Source organism: Dactylosporangium sp. NPDC050688 (assembly GCF_040654515.1).
Classification (GTDB): Bacteria; Actinomycetota; Actinomycetes; order Mycobacteriales; family Micromonosporaceae; genus Dactylosporangium.
Genome location: NZ_JBFAIC010000063.1, coordinates 44,268 through 68,563, shown reverse-complemented (window position 1 = coordinate 68,563; position 24,296 = coordinate 44,268). Strand labels below are relative to the sequence as shown.

General features: G+C 67.7%; 20 protein-coding genes. 14 read left to right on the top strand and 6 right to left on the bottom strand.

What is annotated here, in order from left to right; genetic code table 11:
- Nucleotides 1–195, top strand: a 195-nt coding sequence (locus AB0H83_RS40430) for a dTDP-4-dehydrorhamnose 3,5-epimerase family protein (protein WP_360090468.1), incomplete at its 5' end; no start/stop codon positions are given.
- A gap of 118 nt (nt 196–313) precedes the next feature.
- Here AB0H83_RS40430 and AB0H83_RS40425 read toward each other — a convergent pair.
- Both AB0H83_RS40425 and AB0H83_RS40420 read right to left on the bottom strand, forming a co-directional pair.
- Complete coding sequence (locus AB0H83_RS40425) at nt 314–1,621, bottom strand: hypothetical protein (RefSeq protein ID WP_360105196.1); 1,308 nt, start codon at nt 1,619–1,621, stop codon at nt 314–316.
- 296 nt (nt 1,622–1,917) lie between these two features.
- Nucleotides 1,918–4,686, bottom strand: coding sequence for a S8 family peptidase (locus AB0H83_RS40420; RefSeq protein ID WP_360105193.1), 2,769 nt, complete (start codon nt 4,684–4,686; stop codon nt 1,918–1,920).
- Between the two features lie 721 nt (nt 4,687–5,407).
- Between AB0H83_RS40420 and AB0H83_RS40415 the strand changes: the two genes are divergently transcribed.
- From AB0H83_RS40415 to AB0H83_RS40375, 9 genes are all read left to right on the top strand, one after another.
- Complete coding sequence (locus AB0H83_RS40415; RefSeq protein ID WP_360105190.1) at nt 5,408–5,545, top strand: hypothetical protein; 138 nt, start codon at nt 5,408–5,410, stop codon at nt 5,543–5,545.
- A gap of 415 nt (nt 5,546–5,960) precedes the next feature.
- A complete protein-coding gene (locus AB0H83_RS40410) occupies nt 5,961–7,274 on the top strand; it encodes a cytochrome P450 (protein ID WP_360105187.1) in 1,314 nt (437 codons plus the stop codon).
- A 25-nt stretch (nt 7,275–7,299) separates the two neighbouring features.
- Complete coding sequence (locus AB0H83_RS40405; protein WP_360105184.1) at nt 7,300–8,337, top strand: helix-turn-helix domain-containing protein; 1,038 nt, start codon at nt 7,300–7,302, stop codon at nt 8,335–8,337.
- Between the two features lie 35 nt (nt 8,338–8,372).
- Nucleotides 8,373–8,645, top strand: a complete 273-nt coding sequence (locus AB0H83_RS40400; RefSeq protein ID WP_360105181.1) for a type II toxin-antitoxin system prevent-host-death family antitoxin — start codon at nt 8,373–8,375, stop codon at nt 8,643–8,645.
- Nucleotides 8,646–8,759: 114 nt separating this feature from the next.
- On the top strand, nt 8,760–9,029 hold the full coding sequence (locus AB0H83_RS40395; protein WP_360105178.1) for a hypothetical protein: 270 nt from the start codon (nt 8,760–8,762) through the stop codon (nt 9,027–9,029).
- Between the two features lie 504 nt (nt 9,030–9,533).
- Nucleotides 9,534–11,132, top strand: a complete 1,599-nt coding sequence (locus AB0H83_RS40390) for a hypothetical protein (RefSeq protein ID WP_360105175.1) — start codon at nt 9,534–9,536, stop codon at nt 11,130–11,132.
- A gap of 589 nt (nt 11,133–11,721) precedes the next feature.
- Entirely contained in the window at nt 11,722–12,222 is a 501-nt protein-coding gene (locus AB0H83_RS40385) for a hypothetical protein (RefSeq protein ID WP_360105172.1), read from the top strand.
- A gap of 373 nt (nt 12,223–12,595) precedes the next feature.
- Nucleotides 12,596–13,711, top strand: coding sequence for a site-specific integrase (locus tag AB0H83_RS40380; protein WP_360105202.1), 1,116 nt, complete (start codon nt 12,596–12,598; stop codon nt 13,709–13,711).
- A gap of 147 nt (nt 13,712–13,858) precedes the next feature.
- Nucleotides 13,859–14,935 (top strand): hypothetical protein, encoded by a 1,077-nt coding sequence (locus AB0H83_RS40375; RefSeq protein ID WP_360105169.1) that lies wholly within the window; start codon nt 13,859–13,861, stop codon nt 14,933–14,935.
- A 362-nt stretch (nt 14,936–15,297) separates the two neighbouring features.
- On the opposite strand, the gene AB0H83_RS40370 is transcribed toward AB0H83_RS40375, so the two are convergent.
- Nucleotides 15,298–16,284 (bottom strand): hypothetical protein, encoded by a 987-nt coding sequence (locus AB0H83_RS40370; RefSeq protein ID WP_360105166.1) that lies wholly within the window; start codon nt 16,282–16,284, stop codon nt 15,298–15,300.
- Nucleotides 16,285–16,485: 201 nt separating this feature from the next.
- Nucleotides 16,486–18,474, bottom strand: a complete 1,989-nt coding sequence (locus AB0H83_RS40365) for a DUF262 domain-containing protein (RefSeq protein ID WP_360105163.1) — start codon at nt 18,472–18,474, stop codon at nt 16,486–16,488.
- Between the two features lie 269 nt (nt 18,475–18,743).
- Here AB0H83_RS40365 and AB0H83_RS40360 point away from each other — a divergent pair, with 269 nt between their 5' ends.
- Nucleotides 18,744–18,884, top strand: coding sequence for a hypothetical protein (locus AB0H83_RS40360; RefSeq protein ID WP_360105160.1), 141 nt, complete (start codon nt 18,744–18,746; stop codon nt 18,882–18,884).
- 390 nt (nt 18,885–19,274) lie between these two features.
- On the opposite strand, the gene AB0H83_RS40355 is transcribed toward AB0H83_RS40360, so the two are convergent.
- Nucleotides 19,275–19,667: a hypothetical protein gene (locus AB0H83_RS40355; RefSeq protein WP_360105153.1), complete on the bottom strand. Its 393-nt coding sequence runs from the start codon at nt 19,665–19,667 to the stop codon at nt 19,275–19,277.
- 136 nt (nt 19,668–19,803) lie between these two features.
- Here AB0H83_RS40355 and AB0H83_RS40350 point away from each other — a divergent pair, with 136 nt between their 5' ends.
- Genes AB0H83_RS40350 through AB0H83_RS40340 form a run of 3 tightly spaced genes read left to right on the top strand, consistent with a single transcriptional unit; the run spans nt 19,804 to nt 23,130 of the window.
- Entirely contained in the window at nt 19,804–20,109 is a 306-nt protein-coding gene (locus AB0H83_RS40350) for a hypothetical protein (protein ID WP_360105150.1), read from the top strand.
- Nucleotides 20,102–20,713, top strand: a complete 612-nt coding sequence (locus tag AB0H83_RS40345; RefSeq protein ID WP_360105147.1) for a DUF6879 family protein — start codon at nt 20,102–20,104, stop codon at nt 20,711–20,713. The genes AB0H83_RS40350 and AB0H83_RS40345 overlap by 8 nt, the downstream gene beginning before the upstream one ends.
- A gap of 23 nt (nt 20,714–20,736) precedes the next feature.
- Nucleotides 20,737–23,130 (top strand): tetratricopeptide repeat protein, encoded by a 2,394-nt coding sequence (locus AB0H83_RS40340; RefSeq protein WP_360105144.1) that lies wholly within the window; start codon nt 20,737–20,739, stop codon nt 23,128–23,130.
- Here AB0H83_RS40340 and AB0H83_RS40335 read toward each other — a convergent pair.
- Nucleotides 23,105–23,971: a formyltransferase family protein gene (locus AB0H83_RS40335; RefSeq protein WP_360105141.1), complete on the bottom strand. Its 867-nt coding sequence runs from the start codon at nt 23,969–23,971 to the stop codon at nt 23,105–23,107. The two genes, AB0H83_RS40340 and AB0H83_RS40335, sit on opposite strands and share 26 nt — an antisense overlap.
- Nucleotides 23,972–24,296 lie beyond the last annotated feature (325 nt).

The following is a 24,296-nucleotide window of genomic DNA, read 5'->3' as shown; positions in this document are numbered from 1 at the left end:
GAGAGCTACAACCCGACGGGGGAGCACGGCATCCACCCCCTCGACCCGGACCTCGGCATCGTGTGGCCGGTCGAGGAGCCGCAGCTGTCCGCCCGTGACGCCGCCGCCCCGTCGCTGGCGCAGATGCGCGACGCCGGACGGCTGCCGGACCTCGCCACCTGCGAGGCGTACACCCAGAGCCTGCGGGCGCAGTAAAGCCCCTCCCCGACCGCCCTGACGGCGACGGCGTCACCGGATGGCTTCCGGTGACGCCGTCGATCCTTGCCTGGGCCACCCGTCACGCCGTGGTGCGGCGTGACGGGTGGGGTACTGCCTACCTGCGGCGCGGCAGGCCGGTCGCCGACTCCCCGCCGAACGCCGCAGCGGACTGGCCGCTGGCGGCGACCGGCAGTTCGAAGGTGCCGGTCACGTCCAGCGCCATGTGCACCGTGTTCGCCGGGTTGTAGACCGAGTACGTGAAGTTGTCGTCGATGGACACGTACGCGGCGTTCGCGCGCACCTCGTTCCGGAGCAGGTTGAGGTTGCTGACCACGGGCCTGGAGCCCTCGCCCGACCACAGGGTCAGGTAGGTCGCGTTCGACGGGTTGATGCCGGTCACGTTCGTGACGAGCGCGTAGGTCTGGTCGCCACTGACCGACGAGGCGGGGAAGGTCCTGACGCTGTTCGGGCCGAGCGGAGCGTTGGCGTCGCGGGTGTCGGTGATCCGCGTCGGGTCGATCGGGACGAACCGGAGACCGCCGAGCGTGCTGTCGTCGTAGTAGCCGACGATGTCCACGATGATGTGCGTCGTGCCGCTGGAGCCGTTGTAGATGCCGATCATCGGCGAGTCGCCGCAATCATCGAAGATCAGGCCGCACTTCGCGGTGGGCACGACCGCGAAGTTCGGCACGGCCACGCTCTTGCCGAAGTTCAGCGTGGACGCGGTCGGCCGGGTGTCGATCCCGTTCCACGCGGTGAGGTAGCCACCGAGGGAGGCGTCGACCGCGGTGATGTTCACGGCGAAGGCACGCACGTGGCTGTCGTAGGTGCCGTCACCGAAGGTGACCGGGACCGGGACCGACTCGAAGGGGCCGATCGGGCCGAAGCCGTCCTCGCGGGTGTCGAGCACCCGGCCCGGGATGACCTGCCGGTAGTTGCCGCCCTTGGTGGGGGCGGTCTTGTCAGCGTAGTAGCCGACGACATCGGCGATGACGCTGATGTTGCCGGCCGGGTTGTAGATGTCGATCTTGCCCCCGGTGCCCAGCGGCACCGTGACCGCGTTGGCGCCGGTCCAGCCGGGCGTGAAGTTCAGGTTGGACACGGTGGGCCGGGCCAACCCGCTCGGGTAGACGGTGAGGAAGCCCGACGACGTGGGGCCGGTCGCCGTCAGGTTGAGCACCACCGCGGAGACGCCGGTGCTCGGCACGCCGCCCCGGCCGCCGACCTGCAGCTGCAGGGTCTGTCCGGCACCCAGCGGCCCGGTGGGTGCACCGTTGCCTTCCCGGGTGTCGAGGATGCGGGTGGGGGTGAGCGGGAAAAAGGTGCCCTCGGGCGTCGACGGGTCGACGACGTCGGCGGCGGCGACCTTCGCAACCGGCGCCGCGTCGGCCTGCGCCGGCAGCATGACCGCGGCGAGCGCCACGGCCCCGAAGAGGCTACCTACTGTGCGCGTAAGACGCATGTTACTCCCCGTTGTTGTCGCATTGATGCGAAGAACGTTCGCACAGTACCGACCCGGTACTTCCTCCACAAGGGACGGTTCAGCCCGAATTCCTTACCCAGTCCGGTTTCTGTCGGCATTCACCAATTGAATTCTCTGAGCGGCCGGTGCCGTCGCGCGCGCCGGCACAACGCGACGGCGCCACCGCGGTCGCATCGCCGCGGTGGCGCCGTCGTCGTTGTTTTCCGCCGATCCCTACGGACCGGTCCGGGCGGGTGCTATCCGACCGGGAACCGGAACGCGCCGGCCGGCCGTGGCCCGGTCCCGCCGGGTTTCGGCGCCCCGGCGGCCGCGTTGGCCTGCATGGCCGTGCCGCCCTGCAATTCGAACGTGCCGGCGACGTCGATAACCAGATCGACGGTCCACGCCGCGTTGTACACGACGTATTTGCCATTGTCGCCCAGCGCGATATAGGCCACATTGGGCCGCACCTCGCGCGCTGTCAGGTTGAGGTTACTGACGGCGGGTTTCGCGTCACCATAGGCGTACAGGGACAGGTAGGTGGAATTCGACGGGTTCACGCCGGTCACGTTTGCGACGATCGCGGGGGACCGCTGGTGGGTCACCGCGTCCGGCGCCTGAATGACCGTGCTGCTGTTCGGCTGGAGCCGGCCGGCGCCGATACCGTCGCGGGTGTCGGCGATCCGGGTGGGCGTGATCGGGTGGAACCGCATGCCTTGTCCGGTGAAGCCGTCGTCGTAGAAGCCGAAGATGTCGACGATGACGTGCGTCGTGCCGCCGGAGCCGTTGTAGACGGCGATCTGCGGCAGTCCGTAACAGCTGGGGTGGATGGTGCACGGTGCGGTCGGGACGACCGCGAAGTTGGACACCACCGCCCTGGCGCCGAAGTTGACCGTGGAGGCGGTCGGGGGTGGGCCCGACCCGCTCCATGCCGTCAGGTAGCCGCCGGCCGACCCGTCGACCGTGGTGATGTTGACGGCCAGTGCCTTGATGTGCGGGCTGAGCTCGCTACCGTAGTCGAGCGGCAGGAGCACGCCGCCGAACGGCTCGAGCGGCCCGAAACCGTCGCTGCGGGTGTCGAGGACCCGGGTCGGGGCGTCCGACCAGTAGTCACCACCGGTCGTGGGGTGCGCCGCCGTCGCGTAGTAGCCGACGACGTCCGCGATGACGCTCACGTTGCCGGCGGGGTTGAAGATGTCGACCTTGCCCCCGGCGCCGACCTGGACCGTGACCGCGTTCGCGCCGGTCCAGCCGGCGGTGAAGTTGAGGTTGGACGCCGTCGGCCGGGTGATGCCGGACGGGTAGACAGTGAGGTACCCCGCCGACGTCGGACCGGTGACGGTCACGTTGAGCAGGACCGTCGACACGCCGGTGGCCGGGACGCCGCCGCGACCGGTCACCTGCAGGTGCAGGGTCTGGCCCGGTCCCAGGGGCCCGATCGGGGCGCCGTTGCCCTCGCGGGTGTCGAGGATACGGCTGGGGGCGAGCGCGAAGTACGAACCCTCGGGCGACTTCACCGTGAGCCGCAGCAGCGTGGTGCGCGTCGTCGTGCTGCCGGTACCGATGACGGTGATGCCGTAGTTGCCCGACGGCGTGGACGCACTCGTCGCGATCGAGATCGTCGACGAGCCGCCCGAGGTGAGCGACGCCGGGCTGAACGACGCGGTCGCCCCGCTGGGCAGACCGCTGACGGACAGCGAGATGGTCTGCGCGCCGCCCGCCGTGGTCGCGGTGCTCACCGTCGCGGTGGTCGAGCCGCCCACGTCCACCGTGCGCGACGCGGGCGAGACCGCCAGCGAGAAGTCGCTGGACGGCGCGGGGTTCACGACGTGGAGCAGGGTGTTGGGCGAGCCGCTGCCCGGCCCGGCCACGACGCCGGTGGTGGCGTTGCTCACCAGGTAGTTGCGGATCTGTTCCGGGTTCCAGTCCGGGTTCGCCGACGCCACGAGCGCCGCGGCGCCCGCCACGTGCGGTGTCGCCATCGACGTGCCGCTGATGGTCTTCGTCGCGGTGTCGCCGGTGTACCAGGACGACGTGATGTCGACGCCCGGGGCGAAGATGTCGAGGCAGGTGCCGTAGTTCGAGAACGACGCCCGGTTGTCGGCGCTGTCCGTGGCGCCGACCGTGATCGCCGTAGGGACTTGGGCCGGCGAGGAGTCGCAGGCGTCCAGCGGGTTGCCCCGCGAGTCGCCGTTGCCGGCGGCGACAGCGTACGTGACGCCGGAGGCGATCGAGGCCGCCACCGCGTCGTCCAGCACGGTGTCCTCGGGACCGCCGAGGCTCATGTTCGCCACCGCCGGCTTGACCGCGTTGGCCGTCACCCAGTCGACACCCGCCACGACCTGCGCCGTGGTGCCGTTGCCGCTGCAGTCGAGGACGCGTACGGCGACCAGCTGGGCACCCTTCGCCACGCCGTAGGACGAGCCGCCGACCGTGCCCGCGACGTGCGTGCCGTGGCCGTGGCAGTCGGCGGCCGTGCCGCCCGTGGTGATCGCGTCGAAGCCGGTGGCCGCCCGCCCGCCGAGGTCCGTGTGCGTGAGGCGGATGCCGGTGTCGAGGATGTACGCGTGCACGTTCGCGGCCGCGTTCGGGTACGTGTACGAGCCGTCCAGCGGCCGGTTCCGCTGGTCGATCCGGTCCAGTCCCCACGGCGCGCTCGTCTCGATCCCGGAGATCCGGTAGATCCCGTTGCGCTGCACGTACTGCACGGCGCTGTCCGCGGCGAGCCGCTTGGCCGCGGTCTCGTCCATCGAGACCTCGAAGCCGTGCACCGCCCTGCGGAAGACGTGCCCGACCCTGCCGCCGTACCTGCCCGTGAGCGCCCGGACGGCGGTGTCGACGCCCTGCTGGCCGTCCTTCAGCACCACCACGTAGCTGCCGGCGACGACGGCGTCGGTGCCGGCCGGCCGGATCTCCCCGCTCGGCGGCGCCGCGGCGGCCACCCCGACGTCGGTGGCGAGCAACAGCGCCGTCGCCGCCAGGGCAACGGCGCGTACCGACCACCGCGATGTACTCGGAAGTCTCATCCCCCGTCCTTCCTTACTCCAGGTCAGGACTCATGCATCGGCAGAGCTGCATACTTCGGCCCGCCGGTCAGCGCGGCGGCCGCCGGCGTGCCCGGCCGGAACGAACCATGTGATGACCACCTCGGCGGGCTCGACGACCCGAGCCGGCAGCAGGACCCCGCGGATGCTCAAGCAGGTGAACTTACTGATCAAGCACATCGAGCGCAATGGCCATTCGGACACCGGCAAACCGGGGCGGCCATTGGCCGAATAGAGTGCCTCGCCGGGTGTCGTCCGTCGAACGGAGCCATCGAGATGATGAGCGGCTTGGTCGAGCGAATCGCCGTCCCGTTCACGGGCGACGGCGCCGGGGCGGGCCCGCTGAGCTGGGGCCAGTAGGCCATCTGGAAGGAGATGGCAGCATCCGGCAGCTCGCTGGCGATGGGCGCCGTCAGGGAGCTGGAGCCCGGCACGACGCTCGACCGGTACGTCGAGGAGTACCGGTTCTTCCTGTACGCGGCGTTCGCGGACGCGTTGGGGCAGGCCACGGGAACCACCCACGGCCGCCTGCTCACCGCACGGAAGAACGCGTACTACGCGCAGGGCGACATCGACGCGCTCATCGACAGGATCGCCTGCGAGCGCGGCGTCGACTTCGACCTGCTGTGCCTGTTCAACAACCGGCGCTCCGAGGACTCACCCATCGAGCCGGCCCCCGCCGCAGCCGGCCCTCCACTGGCGCATGACGGTCCATGTCGACGACGCCGTCGACGCCCTGAGCGTGCGAGCCCAGATCGACACGACCACGGTGACCCGCGATGCCCTGACGGCCCTGCTGCTGCAGATGGAGGCAACCGTGGTCGACGCAGCTCTCGGGTAGCCACCCGTCGTCGCTCGCCCCGGGCCAGCGCCCGGGGCGAGCGACGTTCAGGCCGAATGAACCCTGTGGCCGCCGCGACCAACGCGAAGCGATGGGAAGGTGTCCATGCACCTTGCCGCATCCCCCGTCTCCTCGCCGGAGCCGGCCTGATCGATCTTCCGACAGGCTCAAGTGTGGCGTTCTCGTCCGGTTGGGGCGCTGACGTTTTCTGCCGAGCGCATGACGGTTTGCGCCGCGAACTGTATCCACGACGTTGCTGGACGCTGCCCGCTGCCCGCTCCAGATGACCGCCGGTGCCTTGATCTCTGTACGGTGGCCTACATCGATGGCACCTTCGGTGTGGATGATGCGGGACCGACGAGGATGGCAGACACCTATGACGAGCACGCCGACCCCCTCCGCGACAACGGCACCGATGACCGTCTCGGCCGTCCGGATCCTCCGCGATCTGGGGCGGGACCCGATCGCGGGCCTCGAGCGGATCGCCACCCGAGCCGACGGAGCCCTCGTCCGGCTCAACGCCGTGGCGATGCGCCCCTACCTGGTGCTGCACCCCGACCACGTCGCCCGGGTCCTCAGCGACTCCGAGCGGTACCCACGCGAGGGCATGCTGTGGAAGCCCATCCAGCGACTGGAGGGCCACGGCATCGCCGGCGAAGGGCCACAGTGGCGGACGAGCCGGAAGATGCTGCAGCCGCTCTACACCCTGCAAAACACGCACCGGCTGGCGCCGGCCGTCGCCGCCGCGGTCGACGAGGCGGTCGACCTGCTCGCCAAGCGGGTCGGCACCGAACCATTCGACCTTGTCACCGAGATGACCCGGATCACGCACCACGTGCTCATCCGGGTGTTCTTCGGCAACCGCATCAGCACGGCCGACGCCGACCGGCTCGGCACGGCGATCTCCACCGCGTTCGGGGCCATCGGCTGGCGCATGATCCTGCCGATGGTCCCGATGGCGGTTCCACTGCCGGGCGACCGGGCGTTCGCCCGCGCGGTCCGGGTGGCCGACGAGGTCATCTACCCGCTCATCAGCAGCGGCCAGGACAGCGACGACGACCTGGTCACCCGGATCAAGGCGGCCCGGGACGACGCTGGTGCACCGTTCACGCCGGGCGCGATCCGCGACGATCTGGTGGGGATGTTCGCCGCCGGTACCGAGACCACCGCGGTGACCCTCACCTGGCTCTGGATGCTGCTGGCCGCCCACCTACCGGTCGCTGAGCAGGTCATGGACGAGGTGACCGGAGTTGTCGGCAGCTCCGCGGCAGGGCCGGAGCACCTGGGGCAGCTGGTGCAGACCTACATGGTCCTGCAGGAGACGATGCGCCTCTATCCGATCGGCTGGATGGTGCCCCGCACGACGGCCGTCGCCGACACGATCGACGGCGTCACGATCTCCCCCGGGTCGATCATGCTGACCAGCGCGTACCTGACGCACCGCCTGCCGAGCCTGTTTCCCGAACCGGGCCGCTTCGACCCGCAGCGGTTCGCCGGCCGCCGTCCGTTCGACGGCAAACGTCCGCCCGGCTACATGCCGTTCGGGCACGGACCCCACAGGTGTCTGGGTGAGCATTTCGCCGTCGCCGAGGTGCTGCTGGTCGTCGCCGGCATTCTGCGCCGGTTCCGGCCCCAGATCGTCGGGGCGCCGCACATCGGCCTGCGGCCGAAGGCCACCACCACGCTGCGCCCCCGGGCGACTCCACAGATGGTGCTGCGGCCACGATGACCTCAGCCGTCACGGAGGTGATGTGATGCTCAACCGGTACACCGTGGACACCACCAAGGTGCGGCCAGACGAGCGGTTCGACTACTACCAGCACCTCGTCGGGTCCATCGCCGCTCCCGCCACCTTCTCCAGCCCGTACCAGGACAACTTCGTCGCCTCCGCCGAGATCATCGACCTGGGCGGCGTGCACATCGCCTCAATGACCAACCCTCCGCTCGACGTGGTGCGGACCAGCCGGCAGGTGGCCGCGGCCGCCCCGCTGATGTACCAGCTCGCCTGGCCCATCGCCGGACGCAGCCTGATCACCCAGCGCCGCGCGAGCGCCGCGCTCGAGCCCGCCGACTTCACCCTGCTCGACCTCAGCCAGCAGTACGAAGGCAAGCACGACGACCTCGCCCCCGGACAGCAGGTCCGTTCGGTCAGCGTGCTGTTCCCGCACTCGCTGCTACCGACATCCCCGGACAAGGTCCGAACGCTGCTGGCAACCCCACTGCATTCACGCGACGGCTTGGGCGCGCTGCTGGCCCAGGACCTCCGACACATCGCCGGCCACCCCGACCAGTTCCAGCCGGCCGACGCCGGTTTCCTGGGCCGACGGCTGGTCGACCTCATCGCGGCCACCGTCGCTCAACTCCTCGGCGCCGGCGACACCCTGCCGGGAGAGATCAAACGAAGGACGATGCGCACCCGGATCAGCGCCTTCATCGACGCGCACCTCAGCGACCCGTCCCTGTCAGTCCCGGCCGTCGCCGCGGCACACAACATCTCGGCACGCGAGCTCTACAGGCTCTTCAACGACAGTGAGCGGCCCGTCGCCGAAGAGATCAGGTTCCGCCGGCTCGACCGCTGCCGCCAAGACCTGATGAACCCGCTGACCCGCGAGCGACCCATCTACGCCATCGCCCGCACCTGGGGATTCACCCACCCCGAACTGTTCAGCCGACAATTCAAGCGTGTGTTCGGAATGTCCCCCTCCGAGTGCCGCGCGAGCACCGCCACCCCTCCCACACCACCCGAGCCGCCGACCCCCCTCGCCCCTCGACCTGCTCCCGCCGATACTTAGGCAACCAGTCGACCGGTTCGAAGTTCGGGGATCCCATGCGTACGGTCAGCTACTCAGCGCTTCGGCAGAACCTGGCCAAGATGCTCGACCACGTCGTCGACGACGCCGAGGAGGTCGTGATCACCCGCTCCGGTCACGGGTCCGCGGTGATCATCTCGCTGCGTGAGTACGAGTCGCTGAAGGAGACCACGTACCTGATGGCCAGCCCGGCGAACGCCCGCCGGCTGAACGAAGCCATCGAGGAGCTACGCACAGGCGGCGGCGAGGTGCACGACCTGACCGACCCGGACGAGACGCCCGCCGCGTGAAGGGCTGCTCGACGTGCGGCGCTCGGTACCGATCCGAGGGTCCTCGAGTTCGCACGGCCTTTGCCGACCACGCCGCGTACGGCGAGCACGGCCAACCTACCGGCGTCGGAAACGGTGACGTTCGGCGCCGCGTTCCGGCGACTGATGAGGGTCCGGAACCTGACCCGAAAGGCAATGGCCTACGCGACGTTTCTCGCGCAGCGCACGGTCAACATCACAATGACCGACTGCCGCCTGCCGGAACCGAAATACCTACTCCGCATGGCCGCGACGCTCTGCCTCCGCGCCGACGACATTGAGGCGATGGCAGGGCGCACGACCGAGGTACCGTTCCCGGCTTCGCCCAGGTCGGAAGGCTGGCCGGATGACCTTCCCCGCCTCTGAACCCGAGGCGAGCTGATCTGCGCACTCACGCCGCTGCACGCCGAACAGATCGACGCTGTTACCACCTTCGGGAAGGACTCCCGGACGCCTGACGCGGATCGCGCCTGGCTGCCCCACGCCATGGCCCCATACCTTGACGGTGACCACCGGGATGGGTCGCGGAAGCGCTGAAGCTGCCGCGAGCGGCGCATGGGGGTGCGGGGTGGGAACCCCCCGCCCCGCGGCGACTGCCGCGGTAGCCAGGTGGTGGGCCGCCTCGGACTCGAACGGATGAAAAGGGTAACGCCGGCCGGTGCCGGATCACGCCGTCGTCGGCCGCGCGCTGCTGCGCCCCGGGCCAGGAAACAGTCAAAGTGACGGTTGCGCAACGCCTCGACCAGCAGTGAAGGCCACCCTAGCGCTGATAAACAAGCGTCGATACTTTGGGCATTCCGCGAACCGGGTGCGGTCATATGATCCGGGTGCGCCCCCATGCTGCGGGGCGTTTCTTCACGGGAGGAACCTTTGACACCCCTGCGACAGCGCGTCCTCATCACGGCTGCCATCGCATCTCTCGCAACGATCGCACCAGCCGGTGCAGCCGCGGCCGCGCCGGCCGCCGCCGACCGGTCGAAGATCAACATTACCTCGCTCGGCTTCGCCGCCGACACCGTCGACGCCACCGGCGGGCCGGCGTCGGTGGAGCTCAAGTGGGCGGTCGCCGACGCTGACACCACCGCGACCACAATCCGTGGCTCCGTCGAGCTGCGGCTGTTCAACGGCACCACCGCCGTCGGACCGGTGAAGGGCTACACCTGGGCCCTGCAGCCGGACGGGATCGCCGAGGTATTCGCGGACGACTGGTGGAGTGCGACCGCCCAGCAGTCGTCCTACACCCTCAACTTCGTTGTGCCGCAGTACGGGCCGGCCGAGCAGGTAACTTGGCGGGTCACCCGGTTCACCGCGACCGACGACCGCGGCAACAGCAAGAGCCTGGACAAGGGGGCGCTGTCGAGGTTCGACAGCTCGGTCGCCGCCACCGAGCTCGTGGACACCGCGGTGCCCGAACTGGAGACGTTCGCCCGCGGGTTCCAAAGCGAGTTCTTCCAGGGCACCGCGCCGGTGACCCTGAAGTATCAGCTCTCCATCCTGGAGCAGGCCGGGTTCTGGAAGGGCAAGCTGAAGCTGGCCGGTCCCGGCGGTGCCCGCGTGACCACCGCGTTCGAGCTCGTCAAGGTCAACCCGTACACCTGGATGTGCGGCGACTCGCAGAACTATGACAACCAATGGGTGCAGTGCGACCTCTCCGTCACGCTGCCGGTCATGGCACCGGCGGGCGTGTGGCGGGTGGCGGGCGTGGAGCTGACCGACACGACCGGGCGCACCGGCGATCACACGGTCGCGGTGTCCAACAACGTGCGGACCACGCGCAACGCGCCGCTGAGTGCGAGCGGATTCGCCCTCAGCGCCACCGAGGTCGACAACTGGCGGCAGGAGGCGACGGTCCGGGTCAGCATGCGGCCGGCCGGCGCACAGGGCGCCATCACCTCGGTGCGGCTGACGTCCAGCTGCTGGCAGCGCGACACCGTACCGCAAGTCGCTGTGGACGGGACCGTCTCGGTGGAGATGGTCGTGCCGACCTTCCTGAGCCGCTGCGACATCACCGGCATCGCGTTGGACGATGCCAGCGGTGATCTGGCGCTCTACGGCACCTCGTACGGCAACGCCGGCCTAGGCCTGGTCGTCACCCGCAAGCCGGACACGGTGCCGCCGGTCGTGCTGTCCTCGGCACTGCCGAAGTCGACCTGGACCCAGGCCGAGCTGGAGACGGCGTGGGGCATCGGCATCAACGTGGTGGTCGACACCAGCTCGCCCGCACCGGTCACGCAGTTCAGCACGACGGTCTTCAACGCCGAAGGCCACTCGGTCGGCGGCGGCTCGGGCGGCATCCAGGAGGGTGCCGACGGCGCGTTGAACATCTCCGCCCACGTGGGGGTGCTGCCAGTCGGGCAGTACACGATCGGGTTCACGCTCACCGATGCGGCCGGCAATTACGTCCAGCTCGGCTACCCCAACCGCGACAACCCGCCCGGCGGGCCGTTGATCCTGACGGTCGTCGCCTAGCGCTGAGGGAGCGTCAACACCGCAGTGCCGGCCCGGCGGATGGTGTCGTACTCCGCCGGGTCGGCCGTCTCGTTTGTGCTTGGCTTCGGCGGCCACCGCCGAACTCGTGCTCACCGCGGCACGTGCGGTCCAGAAACAGATCAAGAAGCGCCGTAACGAGTACTGCGACCACGGCGCCCGATCCGCGACTTGTGGCCTCTCCGACGGCTGGCGAATCGTAAAACCGCAGGTCAGGCCGCCGCAGCGCACCCGAACGGACCGAGAAAGAGCAGGAGCGGGAAGAAGCGCGCGGCGATCAACCGTCGTCCACAGGACAGACCGACAGCGTAAAGCCGCAGGTCAAGTGGTGGGCCGCCAGGAACTCGAACCCTGAACCTACGGAGTCGCGGCAGTTCGGTTTGGTGAAGCTGGATTCGTTGCTACACAACGGGTTTTGCTTCGCTGAGGTCCGGCTTGGTGCGGTTGGTTGCTGTACTTTGCTGCTGTACTTCCTGAGGGCATGCGACCCTCTCAGGGCTATGTGCCGCGGCAGTGCGCGCAAGCGCAGAGCGTGCGGTGAAGCGCATCGACGCAACGAACGGGGGGTCTCATGGGAGTTGACCACTACTGGAGAAGGACGTCGGCGGAAGCGATCAGTGGCTACAGCTCTGAACAGCTTTGGAACCTGGTCCCGTCCGAGGGCAGCGACCTGTTCCGCAGCGAACAGCGTCAGGGGGTCGTGGTCTGCGCTGAGGACACCGGCGACTTGATGAAAGCACTGATCCGCTTCGGGGTGACCGACGCATCCCAGGCTCCGGCCGAGGCGCTGTTCGGACGTCTACCACGGGACTGGGACGAGGCCTGGCTGGTTGGCACTATGCCTCCGGATGACGTGCGTCAGGTGGCGGCCCTATTCGCCGAGGCACCACTTGACCGCTGGGTCGAGGAACATCGTGTCGCGCTCGACGCCGAGATCGTGGAGTTGGGATGGGGAGGATGGGGAGCGGAGGATTGGATGCCGCGGCTGCGCAGAGATGCACAGGCAGTCGCGGAGCTCTTCCACGCCGCCGCCGCCAGCGGTGAAGCGGTCATCGTCAAGATTTACGCATAGCGCCAGGCCAGCGCGACTTAAGCCCCGCCGGAACCCAGAGGCCCCCGGCTGGAGGCCCCGCCGGAGGCAAGAGGGCAACTACACGTCGGGATGGCAGGGAGCGCAGCGACCGGTGTCTGCCGGGAGCTACGAGCAACACGCCCGATGAACCCGAGTCATCGTCTGGCCGAGCTCCGACGAGCCGCGAGCCGACTGCTGTCTTTCAAGAGCGCATCGTCCGGCCCAGACGTGGCGTCCCGGCCGGACGGGCTTACGGCGCCGGCGCTTGCGCCGGGCGCCGCTTGCACGCCGAGCCGGGTGACCGCATCCGGGCTGCGCCGAAGGCGCCTTGATCTATCCGCACCGCAACGGCTTCGCCGCGTACGTCTGGGTGATGAAGCCCGACGGCAAGCGCACCCGCAAGTACGTCTACGGCAAGACCCGCGAAGAGGTTCACGACAAGTGGGTCAAGCTGCACGCGGAGGCTGCCAAGGGTCCCGTCGCCACGAAGACCCCGACGATCGCCAGCTACGCCGCGTACTGGCTGGAGGAGATCGTCAAGCCCAACCTGTCGCCGGGGACGTACGTCGCGTACGAGGTTGCCTGCCGCCTGTACATCGTCCCGGGCCTCGGCAAGAAGAAGCTGAACCTGCCCGCCCGCGACGCGCAGACATGGATCAACGAGGTTGCTCGGACCTGCCAGTGCTGCGCCCAGGGCCGCGACGAGCGCCGGCCGAAGGGCAAACGTCGCTGCTGCGCGGTCCGCCGTTGCTGCAAGTCGACGCTGTCACCGACGTCCCTCGGCCACATCCGCCGCACGCTCCGGTCGATGCTCGGCCAGGCGATGATGGAGGAGACCGCGTCGCGCAACGTGGCGAAGCACCTGCGACTCCCTGTCCAACGTCCCGCCCGACGCAACTCGTGGGGCACCGACGACGCGCGCAAGTTCTTGGAGTCGGCCCGCGCTGATGGCGACCCGCTGTACGCCGCGTACGTCCTGGTCCTCGTGCTCGGCCTCCGCAAGGGCGAGATGCTAGGCCTTACCGACGACGCGATCGACTGGGCCGGCTGGGACAGGCGCTGCAAGGAACACCGGGAGAGCTTCTGCGTCGACTGCGTCGCCGAGTACGACGTCACGCTCCAAATTGATCGGCAACTCCAGCGCATCGGCTCGCAGCTCCTCCACCGCGAGACGAAGACCCCGACGTCCGACGCCGGCCTTCCGCTCCCACCGATCTGCGCCGTAGCCGTTCGGCAACGCCACCTCGACACCGAACGCGACAGCGCCGAGGCCGGCCCACTCTGGCACGGCCTCCGTCTGCTGTTCACTACCAAGTTCGGCATTCCGATCGAGCCAAGGAACTTCAATCGCTACTGGGACCGCCGCTGCCTCGCTGCAGGCGTCCCGCGTATTACCGTCCGCGACGCCCGACGGACTTGCGGCCAGGTCTCCTCACAGAAAACCCGCGATGCGCTGAGGCGGCTCGGCGCCAGAGAGAAGTTTGGGTAGCGCCTCATAGATGATCGGCTGCGAAGAAGACTGGACGGTGCCTACGCCGCCACTGAGAGAAGGCTAAGAGGCGCCGATCAGATGAGGTGAACACGCGGAGCTGAGCCGAGAATTTATTGACGCATTCCGACTAACCTTGGATCTGACTTGACGGCAGCGGAGCAGAAGCACATGCGGGTTACGGGCGACGCAGATGGTAGGCAAGGCCTGCTTGACCTGACCGTCAACCTCTCATCGCCACAAATCTTTTCGGGCGAAGATTTTGCTCTGTACCTTCACGTCAAGAACCCATTCGACCGCCCTGTCTGGATCCATCGAGTAGTCACCAATCTACCAGCGACGGTCCGCCAGAAGGTTGCTGATACCGCTCGACCATCAAACGAAAAAGAGGGCGATAAGGGCAAGCCTTCGACCGATCGGTCGTCTGCAATCGATGCAGTTATGTCGCTTATCGAAACCAGGCGAGCCGAATTGAAGGATCTAGAGGATTCGGAGAATCGGACCGACAATGACGTGGTGCGCATACACAGACTGCGGAGACAGATCGACGAACTCCAGGATCGCTTGATTTTCACCGCCTCCAAGGGCGCGTTCGACACGATCTCAGTGCGCGACGCTTCTACGCTCAATGTAAGTGCACGCAACCGGCCGATGCACGTGACCCTTTGGGATGCCTCGACTGTCAACTTCGACGGTTCTGATAATGAGAGCTATGTCGCGTTGCGTGGATCACTTCCCGAAGGTTCTGCCCTCATGCCCGGGTGTGAAGATGCGATGACCATCACACTCTCCACCGCACGTAATCCATTCTTTCTGCCCGCCACCTATCGCTTGAACCTTGTCGTGCATTACAGCTTCGAACCGGAAGCCACGGCGGAGGTATTCTCGAATACAGTTCAATTTACGGTCGCAATTCGGGCGGCTATGCATTCGGTAATGCTCGGTTCGGTGATCGGAGCGGTAGGCGGGGCGGTAGGGAGACTGCTACAGCAATCTTCGGGAAATCTGAGTTCGCTCGACTGGCGCTCTGCGTGGATGCCGATCATTCTTGCTGCGATCTTGAGTATGGCCGCTGCGGTGTTCTCGGCTCGCAAATCTGAAACCCAGTCTTTTGTGACTGTTGAGGATTTCTGGGGTGGGGCGCTGGTCGGCTTCCTGATCGGGTACTCGGGAACAGCGGCATTTCAGAACCTCACGCGGATCCCTGCACCGGGACCAGCGTAGGTACGGGAGGTGGCGACCCAGTGGCACCGCACCTTGGTCGACGTAGGCCCTGTTGCTGTACTTCGTTGCTGTACGAGCCTCCAAAGGTCAGGGCCGGTGCTCGTCGCACCGGCCCTGACCTGCACCTCTGGTGGGCCGGAGGCATCACCATGCGAACCCGGTAGCCACGATCGCCGGTGATCCGCTGCCGCTGCCTTTGGGCAGGTCACGGAGTCGGGCGGGTGCCCGATGACCCGTGAACCGAACTCGCTCGACGCTATCCTCGCTCGTCTGGGCGACCGTGATCCGTTCGGTCATGCACTCTGGCAGGCGCTGACGTGGCCGACACCGAAGGCGGTGCGGTCCGGCCCTGCCGGTTGTGGTCAGTCGACCGGGGAGTCGAGGACGACGAGGATCGCCGCCGCGACCTGTTCGATGTAGTCGATCGTCTGGGTGGTGGTGGCGCCGTCGATCGGGCGTTTGCGGGTGGCATCGTCTGGGTCCTCGTCGTACTCGTGGGCGATCTTGTGCCGTCGTTGTACGAGCTGGCGCAACTCCAGCTGGACCTGTTTGCCGGTGAAGGCAACACCGTCGTCGCTCTGCCGGGTCAGGACAAGCGCGACCCGGTTCCAAAAGTTCGTCGTGTCGTGGACAAGCGCAAACCCTTCGCGGATCTTGTCCGGGTTCTGGTAGACGAGGTGGCCCTGCTCGCGCAGTCGCTGGTCGAGAGCATCGACCAGGGTCTTCTCGCCGGCCTGTACCTGCTCGACCAGGCCGAGCGGAATCTCGAAGGCCGAGAACGCGCGCGGTTTCGGTGTCGCCGGCTGGGCTGCCAGGGCAAGCATTCGGCAGCGGATCTCCTGGCGTACCCAATGGTCGAGTGCGGCGACGCTCTGAACCCAGGCTGCCCGGTAGACATCGGAGACCTCGAAGGATCCGACCTTGAGCTGATCCAGGTGCTGCCCTGCGGTGGCCAGGCTACGCGCGTAGCTGAGGTTGCGCTGCAGACCGGTGAACGGCGCGGAACCGTTGGTCGCGACGGGCAGCTCGGGTGGCGACAGCAGCGGCTGGCCGGCAGCGAGTAGCTGTTCGAGCCGGGCGACGCTCTCCGCCTGGGTGATCCGGTAGACGGTGGTCAGCGACGGTAACGCGCGCACCTCGGCCTCCAGCGAAGCACGCGGCACGTCGGTGCGGGCCCACTGCACCGGGCGGGTGTGACGGATGCCCCCGGGCAGGTCGGTCCTGTAGCGGTAGTCCCCGGCCAGTCGGCCGACCGCCACGTCCGGGCTGGTGCGCCGGAGGAAGAGCACGATGTCCCCGACGGTCATCTTCGAGCGGAACGCGATCAGCTGGATCGCGTAGTTGTCCACGGTGCGCTGGTCGACATCCGGGTAGGCTGCTCGTACCCGCTCGCGGGTCTCGGCCTGCGTGGTGACCGTTGCCAGGTCGCCGGCCGCGGACCAGCCGAGCGCGATCAGTTCCCGTTCCAGGGCGAGTTCGTCGTAGCTGTCATCGCGACCGGCCCGGACGATCCATGCTGTCGTCACTCGTTGTCCTCCGTGGTCGCGATGTCAGTCGGTGCTGGTGACGGGGAACTTGGTGACCTCGCCGTGCCACTGCTTCGTCTCCATCGTGGGGAAGGCGGACAGCGGCAATGCGGTTTCCAGCTCGCGGTCGAACACCGCCCGCCATTCCTCCGGGGCGCCGGTAACCAGGAACGGCCCGATCGGCACCTGCAATGACTCCTCGATCATCTCGACCGGCACGGACTCGCCGGCGATCGTCACATCGCTGTCGAGTCCGGCGATCCGGGCCGACTCGATGGCGCTGTCCAGCTCAGCCATTGCAGCCCAACCGGACCAGGAGATGCCCTCGCCGGAGGCAGAGAAGACGATCCGGCCACCGTCGCGCAACGTGCCGTAGAGCGCGAGGTCCAGGGCGAACCCAGCGCTCGGATCGGCGTTCTCCACTGGTCCCTCGTCGAGGAAGCTCGGGCGGAAGCTTTCCAGCAGCGCGTTCATCGCCTCAGCTAGCAGCGCGCGGCGAGCGTTGAGGAACCGCGAGTAGTTCTCGGTGTCGTGCAGCGCGTCGTCCAGCGGGATCAGGTGTGCGCGCAGTTCGGCCTCGCTCAGCGATGCGACGTACTCACGAGGGCTGCGGCCGTTGATCCGTTTGCTCGCCTGCGCAGAGATGAAGACGAGGTTGGCGAGATCGTTCACCATCACCTTGTCGAACCGGCCCGAGTCCAGCGTGGCTGGGGGGTGGACGTGATGGTGCTCAAGCTTGAAAAGTTCCTCGGCGGGCGGCAGCAGGTCGGCGCCCGACCACCAGTCGCGTGCGCCGTGCGCCAGCGCCACCAGCAGACTCAAGAAGAAGTAAGGGCTCTCCTTAGTCCGGCCGCGCAGGGCCCGCTCGGCGACCTCGGCCCGGGAGGTGTCGATGTCGAGACCTTCGAGCAGGGATCGGATCGGGTCCTCGTGGCGGACTGCACGGATGTCCTGGCTCAGGCGGGTGTCGGTGGAGCCGCTGTAGCGGGTGCGGATAGTGGCCAGCAACAGCCAGTAGACGACGCCGTTCGAGGTGTCCTGGTCGAGGTCGTCACCGCTGCGCTCGCCGAGCAGAACCACCAGCGGAATGAGCACGATCATCGAGGGCAGCGGCTCCGACCGGGTCAGCCCGAGGCGGCTCTGCAACAGCGGGATCAGCCGCCGGAGGCCGCGTTGGACGACCTTCCATCCCTGTTCGAGCTCCGCGTCGCCCGTCTGGCGGAGTTTGCTGTGTGACCAGACCGAGAGGCCGCGGCCGAGGACGACACCGGCCAGCGCCCGGGACAGAAAGTTGACGTCGATGCCCCCGTAGCCCTCGCGCAGCCAGTGCTCGGACTCGCTCTGCAGCTGCGTCAGCACTCCCTTCCACCGGGTCGACAGGGTCGCCATGGCAAGGTCGAGGGTACCGAGACGGCGGCCGCCGCTGTTGACCCGGACGAAGATCTCGGCGACTTCCTCGTACGGAAAGCCTTTCAGGACCTCCATGACGAAGCGCCGGTCACGCAGGGCCTTGATCTTGCTGAGCCGTTCTTCGATTTCGTGATCGGCGAGGGCCGAGCCGGCGTCGAGCAGACGCTGGGTCAGGCGCAACATGCTGGTCTTCGGGTTCAGAACGTCGGCCACCTTGACCCACTTGGGGTCGCGTCCAGTGGCGGCGCTCTGATTCTGGAACTTCTGGTTCTCCACGTGGAAGACGACCTGCGCATCAGGGTGGTCGGTGAACACCCGGTGCAGCGAGGTCAGACGCTGCTGGCCGTCGAGCAGGAAAAGTGGCGGCTTCGTAGGCTCCGCACCGGCACCGTTGACCGACATCGCTCGGGTCTCCGGAGCGTCGTCGGTCTCCCAGAACAGTAGCGAGCCGAAGGGGTAGCCGCGATAGATGGAGTCCATCAGCTTGGCCACCTGGGTCGGCTTCCAGACATACTCCCGCTGGATCTCGGGGAGCAGGATCTCGGCGTCCGAGATCTCGTCGATCAGTTTGCCGATGGATCGCTCGATCCGGTCGACGTGCATCAGCAGCCTCTTCGTCGCGACGGTCCGGAAATGCCAACTGGGCCAGTGCGGATCACTGTTTCCGCCTCGGTGCAGGGATACACAAACTCGGACCCGACTGAGTGTCTACCCCGCAGGAAATTTCCTGTCCACCCCGAAATCGGGCCGGCCGTACCTCCGACGCATCGTCACGACAACTATGGGTGATATGCGGTAGTAAAGCTTCGTCCGATGTGCGCTCCGCGCACCCGAACCCATGCTGAACCCTACGGATCGGTACGGTCAGCGGCATGCCACAGCCCAGCGTCATACCGCTGCTTCGTGAGGTCATCGAGATTCCGGAGCGCACGAGCACCAGCGACTTCGGGCTCCAACTCGCCGGCAGCGACTCCGACGTCGATGCCACCCCTCAGACAGCGCGTGGTCACTGACCGGCTGCAGGGAGACTTCGGACGAGGCACTGGGCCTCCGCGGTCGAAGGGCATGCCTCCAAAGCCCATCTGCACGGCTCGTTCGATTCTGGTTAGTCGCACTTCATGCCGGTTCTGCATGCGCCGTTGCGTGGCGAAATGCGCCCGCGGGCGTACGAGGAAGACAGCGGACGTCATCGCACGCATGCTGGCGGTACGCCCGGACGCGCGTCCGGCAGACATCGCCGCGGAGGCTGGCATGTCCGAGCGGCATGTCCGTCGCCTGTTGACGTCCACCTCCTCTGGCCCGTCGGCTGCGGGTTCGGTGAGAGTTGGACGGGTCGACGGGCAGCCCTCGAACCGCAAGGTGCACTGGTCCAGGCTGTTGACGTGAGCGGAGCCAGGGCTGCGTCAGGGTTCGTCTCGACTTGGTGTGCTGAACGAGATCCCGCCGTGGACGTCGCGTGCCTGCACCACATTGCCCTCGACGGTTCCGGAGACGTTGTTGGCCACGGCGCCATCGCTGGCGGTCAGGTGCGGTGCGAGCTCGCGCCACAGACCTCGCAGGTCCGTCTCGAACGCGGGGTCTTCTGCTGCGGTCTGGGCAAGCGCCTGCTGGAGTTCCTCGATCCGGGTCTCGTCCGCCGGATCGGCTTCGGCGCCGGTGAGTGCGGCCTGTGCGGAGGCCCGACCCTGGAACGCCCGTTGTACCAACCGCGCCAACGCCTCGAACGCGGCCCTGCCGCCCTCGCTGAGGCCTTCGGCGGCCTTCGTCGCCAAGGCGACCGCGATCGCAGTCACCATTTCCTGATCCATCCCCACCACACCCGTCCTGTGCGCCTGGCTGTCGCTGGCTACTGCCGACTGAGTCATTCGAGCGTAGACGCCGATCTATGACTCTGACGCTTGCCTGTCGCACATTCGTCATGATAGCGTCACCGTGGGTAATCTTGATCTCGATTCCTGGAGCAGTGTCGTGGCCGAAAAGTGGGAAGCGAAGCCCTCGGCGTCATTCCTGCGGCGTTGGGGGAAGTCGTCCCATGAGTTGGGGCAGACGTCCGGCGACGGAAGTTGCCCGGATATCTGGGAGCTCGACAATGGTGATGTCGCGATCATCGGATCGGACCTAACCGCTGCATATGAGGCCAGGTTGCCCGACGGGGTGAGCGTCGATCCCGGCGAACGGATCGTGATCATCCCGCGGAAGACGATCCTCGCGGCGAAGGCGGACATCCCGGATGCGTGACCTTCTCGCCGGAGCCGCAGGCGAACGGATGGAGCTGGACGCCTATCTGGCCGACTTCGAGCGGAACTTCTGGGCGACGACCGAGCCCGGGTTCTGGAAGCTGGAGCGCCAGCAGTTCTTCAAGGAACCAGGAAATGCAAGCTGGGAAGCGTTCGCAAAAGGAGACTGGGACGAGTCGCTGCGGATTCTCGAAGCCGGTCGTGGCGACATGGCCGACTACTATCGCAGGACCGCCGAGCGCGAGTTCGTGACACGACGCGTCCGCGTTGTCGAAGAGCCCATCATCCCGTATCTGCAGTGGGAACTTCACGTATTGCGGATGCGGGACGAGTTCGGCGGCGCCGTGCGCGTCGTGGACCGGAACCAGGTCGCCGAGTTCGAGCACGACACTCCGCTCCCGGAGCTCTACACCCTCGGATCGACCGTGATGTACCAGGCCATATACGACGATGACGGGGTGCTTGAGTCGGCCCGCAAGTTTGTCGATCGTGACCTCGTCGTGCGGTGTCAACGGTTCATCCAGGATATGTACGAGATCGGCCGGCCGTTGGCGCCGTTCTTCGCCGATCGCGTCGCGACGCTTCCGCCGCCTCGTCAGCAGTAGTCGAGCTGGACCGGGATGCGGCGATGCCGGTTGGCGAGCCGAACCCGACGCAGCACGTCAACCGGCTGGAGGCGGCGGTCTCGGGCGACGTGGTCCAGGCCCGGGACGTGCACGGCGGGGTGCACTTCCATCGCTCCGAGCCAGGCTTGCAGGTGCTGCCGTCGCAGCTTCCCGGTGACGTGCGAGGGTTCGTCAACCGGCACACCGAGCTGGCGATCCTGACCAGGGTCGTGTCCGACGACCACGGGGATCCGAATGCTGCTGCCGTCACCGTGATCACCGGCACCGCCGGGGTCGGCAAGACATCGCTGGCACTGCACTGGGCGCACAGCGTCCGCGACCGCTTTCCCGACGGCCAGTTGTACGTGAACCTGCGCGGCTACGACCCCGGCCAGCCTGCCGTTCCGGAGCAGGTCCTGGACAGGTTCCTGCGCGACCTGGGCGTGCCCGCCACGGCTGTTCCAGCGCTCCTGGAGGACCGGGCATCGCTGTACCGATCGCTGCTGGCGCCCCGACGGATGCTGGTGGTGCTGGACAACGCCGCGACAACCGGCCAGGTCCGGCCGCTGCTGCCGGGCACCGCCAGGTCGTTGGTGCTGGTGACCAGCCGAAGCCGGCTCTCCGGCCTCGTCGCCCGGCACGGCGCGGTCCGGCTCGGTCTGGACATCCTGCGGGAGGACGACGCCGTTGCTTTACTGGGAACCGTGACCGCCCGGTATCGCCGGAACGACCAGCACCACGAACTGGTCGAGCTGGCCAGGCTCTGCGCCCGGCTGCCCCTCGCGTTGCGGATCGCCGCCGAGCGGGCCGCGAGCCGGCCGATGATGCGCCTCGATGAGCTGATCGCCGACCTGCGCGACGAATCGGGCCTGTGGGATGCCCTCACCGCCGAGGGCGACGACGACGCCGACGCGGTCCGCACCGTGTTCGCCTGGTCCTACCGCGCCCTCCCCGAACCTGCGGCCCGCCTGTTCCGGCTCCTCGGCCTGCACCCCGGCAACGAGTTCGGGCTACCCGCCGCCGCAGCCCTCGCCGGCACCACCGTCCGGCACACCCGGCAGCAGCTCGATGCCCTGGTCGGCGCGCACCTGCTCGAACAGCCGGCACCGGGCAGGTACGAATTCCACGACCTGCTCCGCGCCTACGCCGTCGACCAGGTCCGCCACCTCGAACCCCCCGACACCCGCACCGAGGCGACGCGACGGGTCCTCGGCTGGTACCTGCACACCGCCGACGCCGCCCAGACCCGCATCGCCCCCTTCGACCGGTACCAGCTGACCGCACCCATCCCGGCCGACGTCGAACCTCTCACCTTCGACACCTACGAGGCCGCGCTGCGGTGGTACCAGACCGAACGCGTCAACCTCATCGGCGCGACCCGCGCCGCCGCCGACGCGGCCCTGCACGGCATCGCATGGCGGCTCGCCGCCGTACTACGCGGCATCTACATGCACCAGAACGCCTTCGACGACTGGCTCACGACCAGCAGGATCGGCGTCGCCTCCGCCGCACGCGACGGCAACCCCGGCGGCCAGGCCGAAGCCCTGGAAAGCGAGGCCAAGGCGTACTTCCAGTCGCGCCGGCTCGACGAGGCGGAGACCAGCCACCGCGCCGCGCTGGCCATCCGCCGCAGCCTCGGCAACCGGTTCGGAGAAGCCAAGTCCATCAACGCCCTGGGGCTCATCGGACTGCGCCGCCGCCGACTTCACGACGCCAAGGAGCACTTCGGGCAGAGCCGGGCCATCTTCGGTGAACTCGGAGAACGTCGCTGGGAGGCCCTCATGCGATGCAACCTTGCGGAGACCCTGTGCGAGGTGCAACAACCGCAGGCGGCAGAAGGCCTACTGGGGAACGCGTTGACGGTGTTCCGGGACATCGGAGACCGGTTCGGCGAAGGCAACGCCCTGTTCCTGCTCAGCTGGGCGCAACGAGCGTCAGGCGACACCGACAGCGCGCGGAGCTCCATCGACAGCGCTCTCGCCATCGCCGACGAGGACGAGAACCAGGTATGGCAGGCGCACTGGTCGGTCGAGCTGGGCAACGTACAACGTGCCGCCGGGCAACCCGCCGAAGCGCTGGTGTCCTACCAGCGGGCCGCCGCCATCCAGCGGCAACTCGGCGACCGCAGCCGCGAAGCCCTCGCCCTCGACGGCACCGGCCAGGCATACCTGGACATGGGGCGGGTCACCGAAGCCGCGGACTTCTACCGTGCCGCGGCTCACGCTCACCGCGACCTCGGCGACGGGTGGAACCTCGCACAGACCCTGGACCACCTCGCCGACGTCCTGGACCGCACCGGTTCCGCAGAGGACGCCCGGACGCATCGGCGGCAGGCGCTCGATCTGCTTGTCTCCTTCGACGATCCTCAGGCAACGGCGCTGCGACGACGCCTCACCGAGGCGCTGGAACCCCGGTAGCAGGCGCCGACTCCACGATCCAGATCGGGGCATCGGCACACTCGACCCGGACACCGTCCCCCGGCGTCAAGCGGGTGCGGAAGACTTTCTGGAAGCCGTCGCCGACCTGGGCGACCGGTGCGTGGTCACGACCCATGAACGCGAACATGCGCACCTGGTTGTGCACCTCACGCGCCGAACGCGACCAGTCCACGGTGGAGAACTCCGGTTCGATGAAGCCGGCCGAGGACGCGTCGCCTTCGAGCTGCGGCACCCCGGGCACGCCCCGTACCACCTGGTCGAGGGCGGTAGCGAGCAGATCGGCGAGGACGGGCCGGATCCGCGACGACAGGACTCGCGGCGTGACGTCCTCGTCGAGCGGAATGCCGCCACGCTGAGCCAGAATCGGACCGGCGTCGAATCGTTCATCCATCCGATGGATCGTCACGCCGATCTCCGGGTCGCCGTTGCGGATCGCCCACAACACCGGCGCCGGACCCCGGTACTTCGGCAGCAACGACGTGTGAATGTTGATCACACCGCACCGGGGCGTGTCGAGCACAGCGGCGGGAAGCTTCCAATTGAAGCCGTACACCACCAGCAGATCCAGCCGGTACCCGGCAAGAGCCTCCGCCAGCCCCACCGCGTTACCCGGAAGCAGGAGATCCATCCCCGGCGGCAACGCCCCCACGATCCCACCGATCGATGCGGCAACGTGAGCGTCAACGATGCCGTTCGGCTTCATCGACCGGCAGCACACGTACGCAACGGGAACATGGCCAGCTGCCACACAAGTCGCATGCAGAAGGGCGAACTCGTCCACACCGAACGTCGCCAGCGCAACACGCATCGAACCCGCCATCTCCGCGAGAATACGCGAGCAACCTTTGTGCCATACGGCTTCCTGGAGCCTGGCCAGTCGATGCGCCCGATCACAGCCATCGGCACCTCCTCCTCAATCTGGGCTGCCCCGACTGCCTCGGCGAGAAACGGTCACCCTTACCGGGTCGGCTCATGTCTCCGTCGCCGCGATCGCTACCTTGACCGGCACTACGCTTCGCGTGAATCGGGTCCTCGCTGAGATTTCGGCGTGCCGCCGGGAAAGCAGGACCACGTACGGTTCGGGACTGCTGGCCCGTCATCGGCCTGCTCAGCGGCGCCGACGGTCATCAGGCCGCGACATGGCT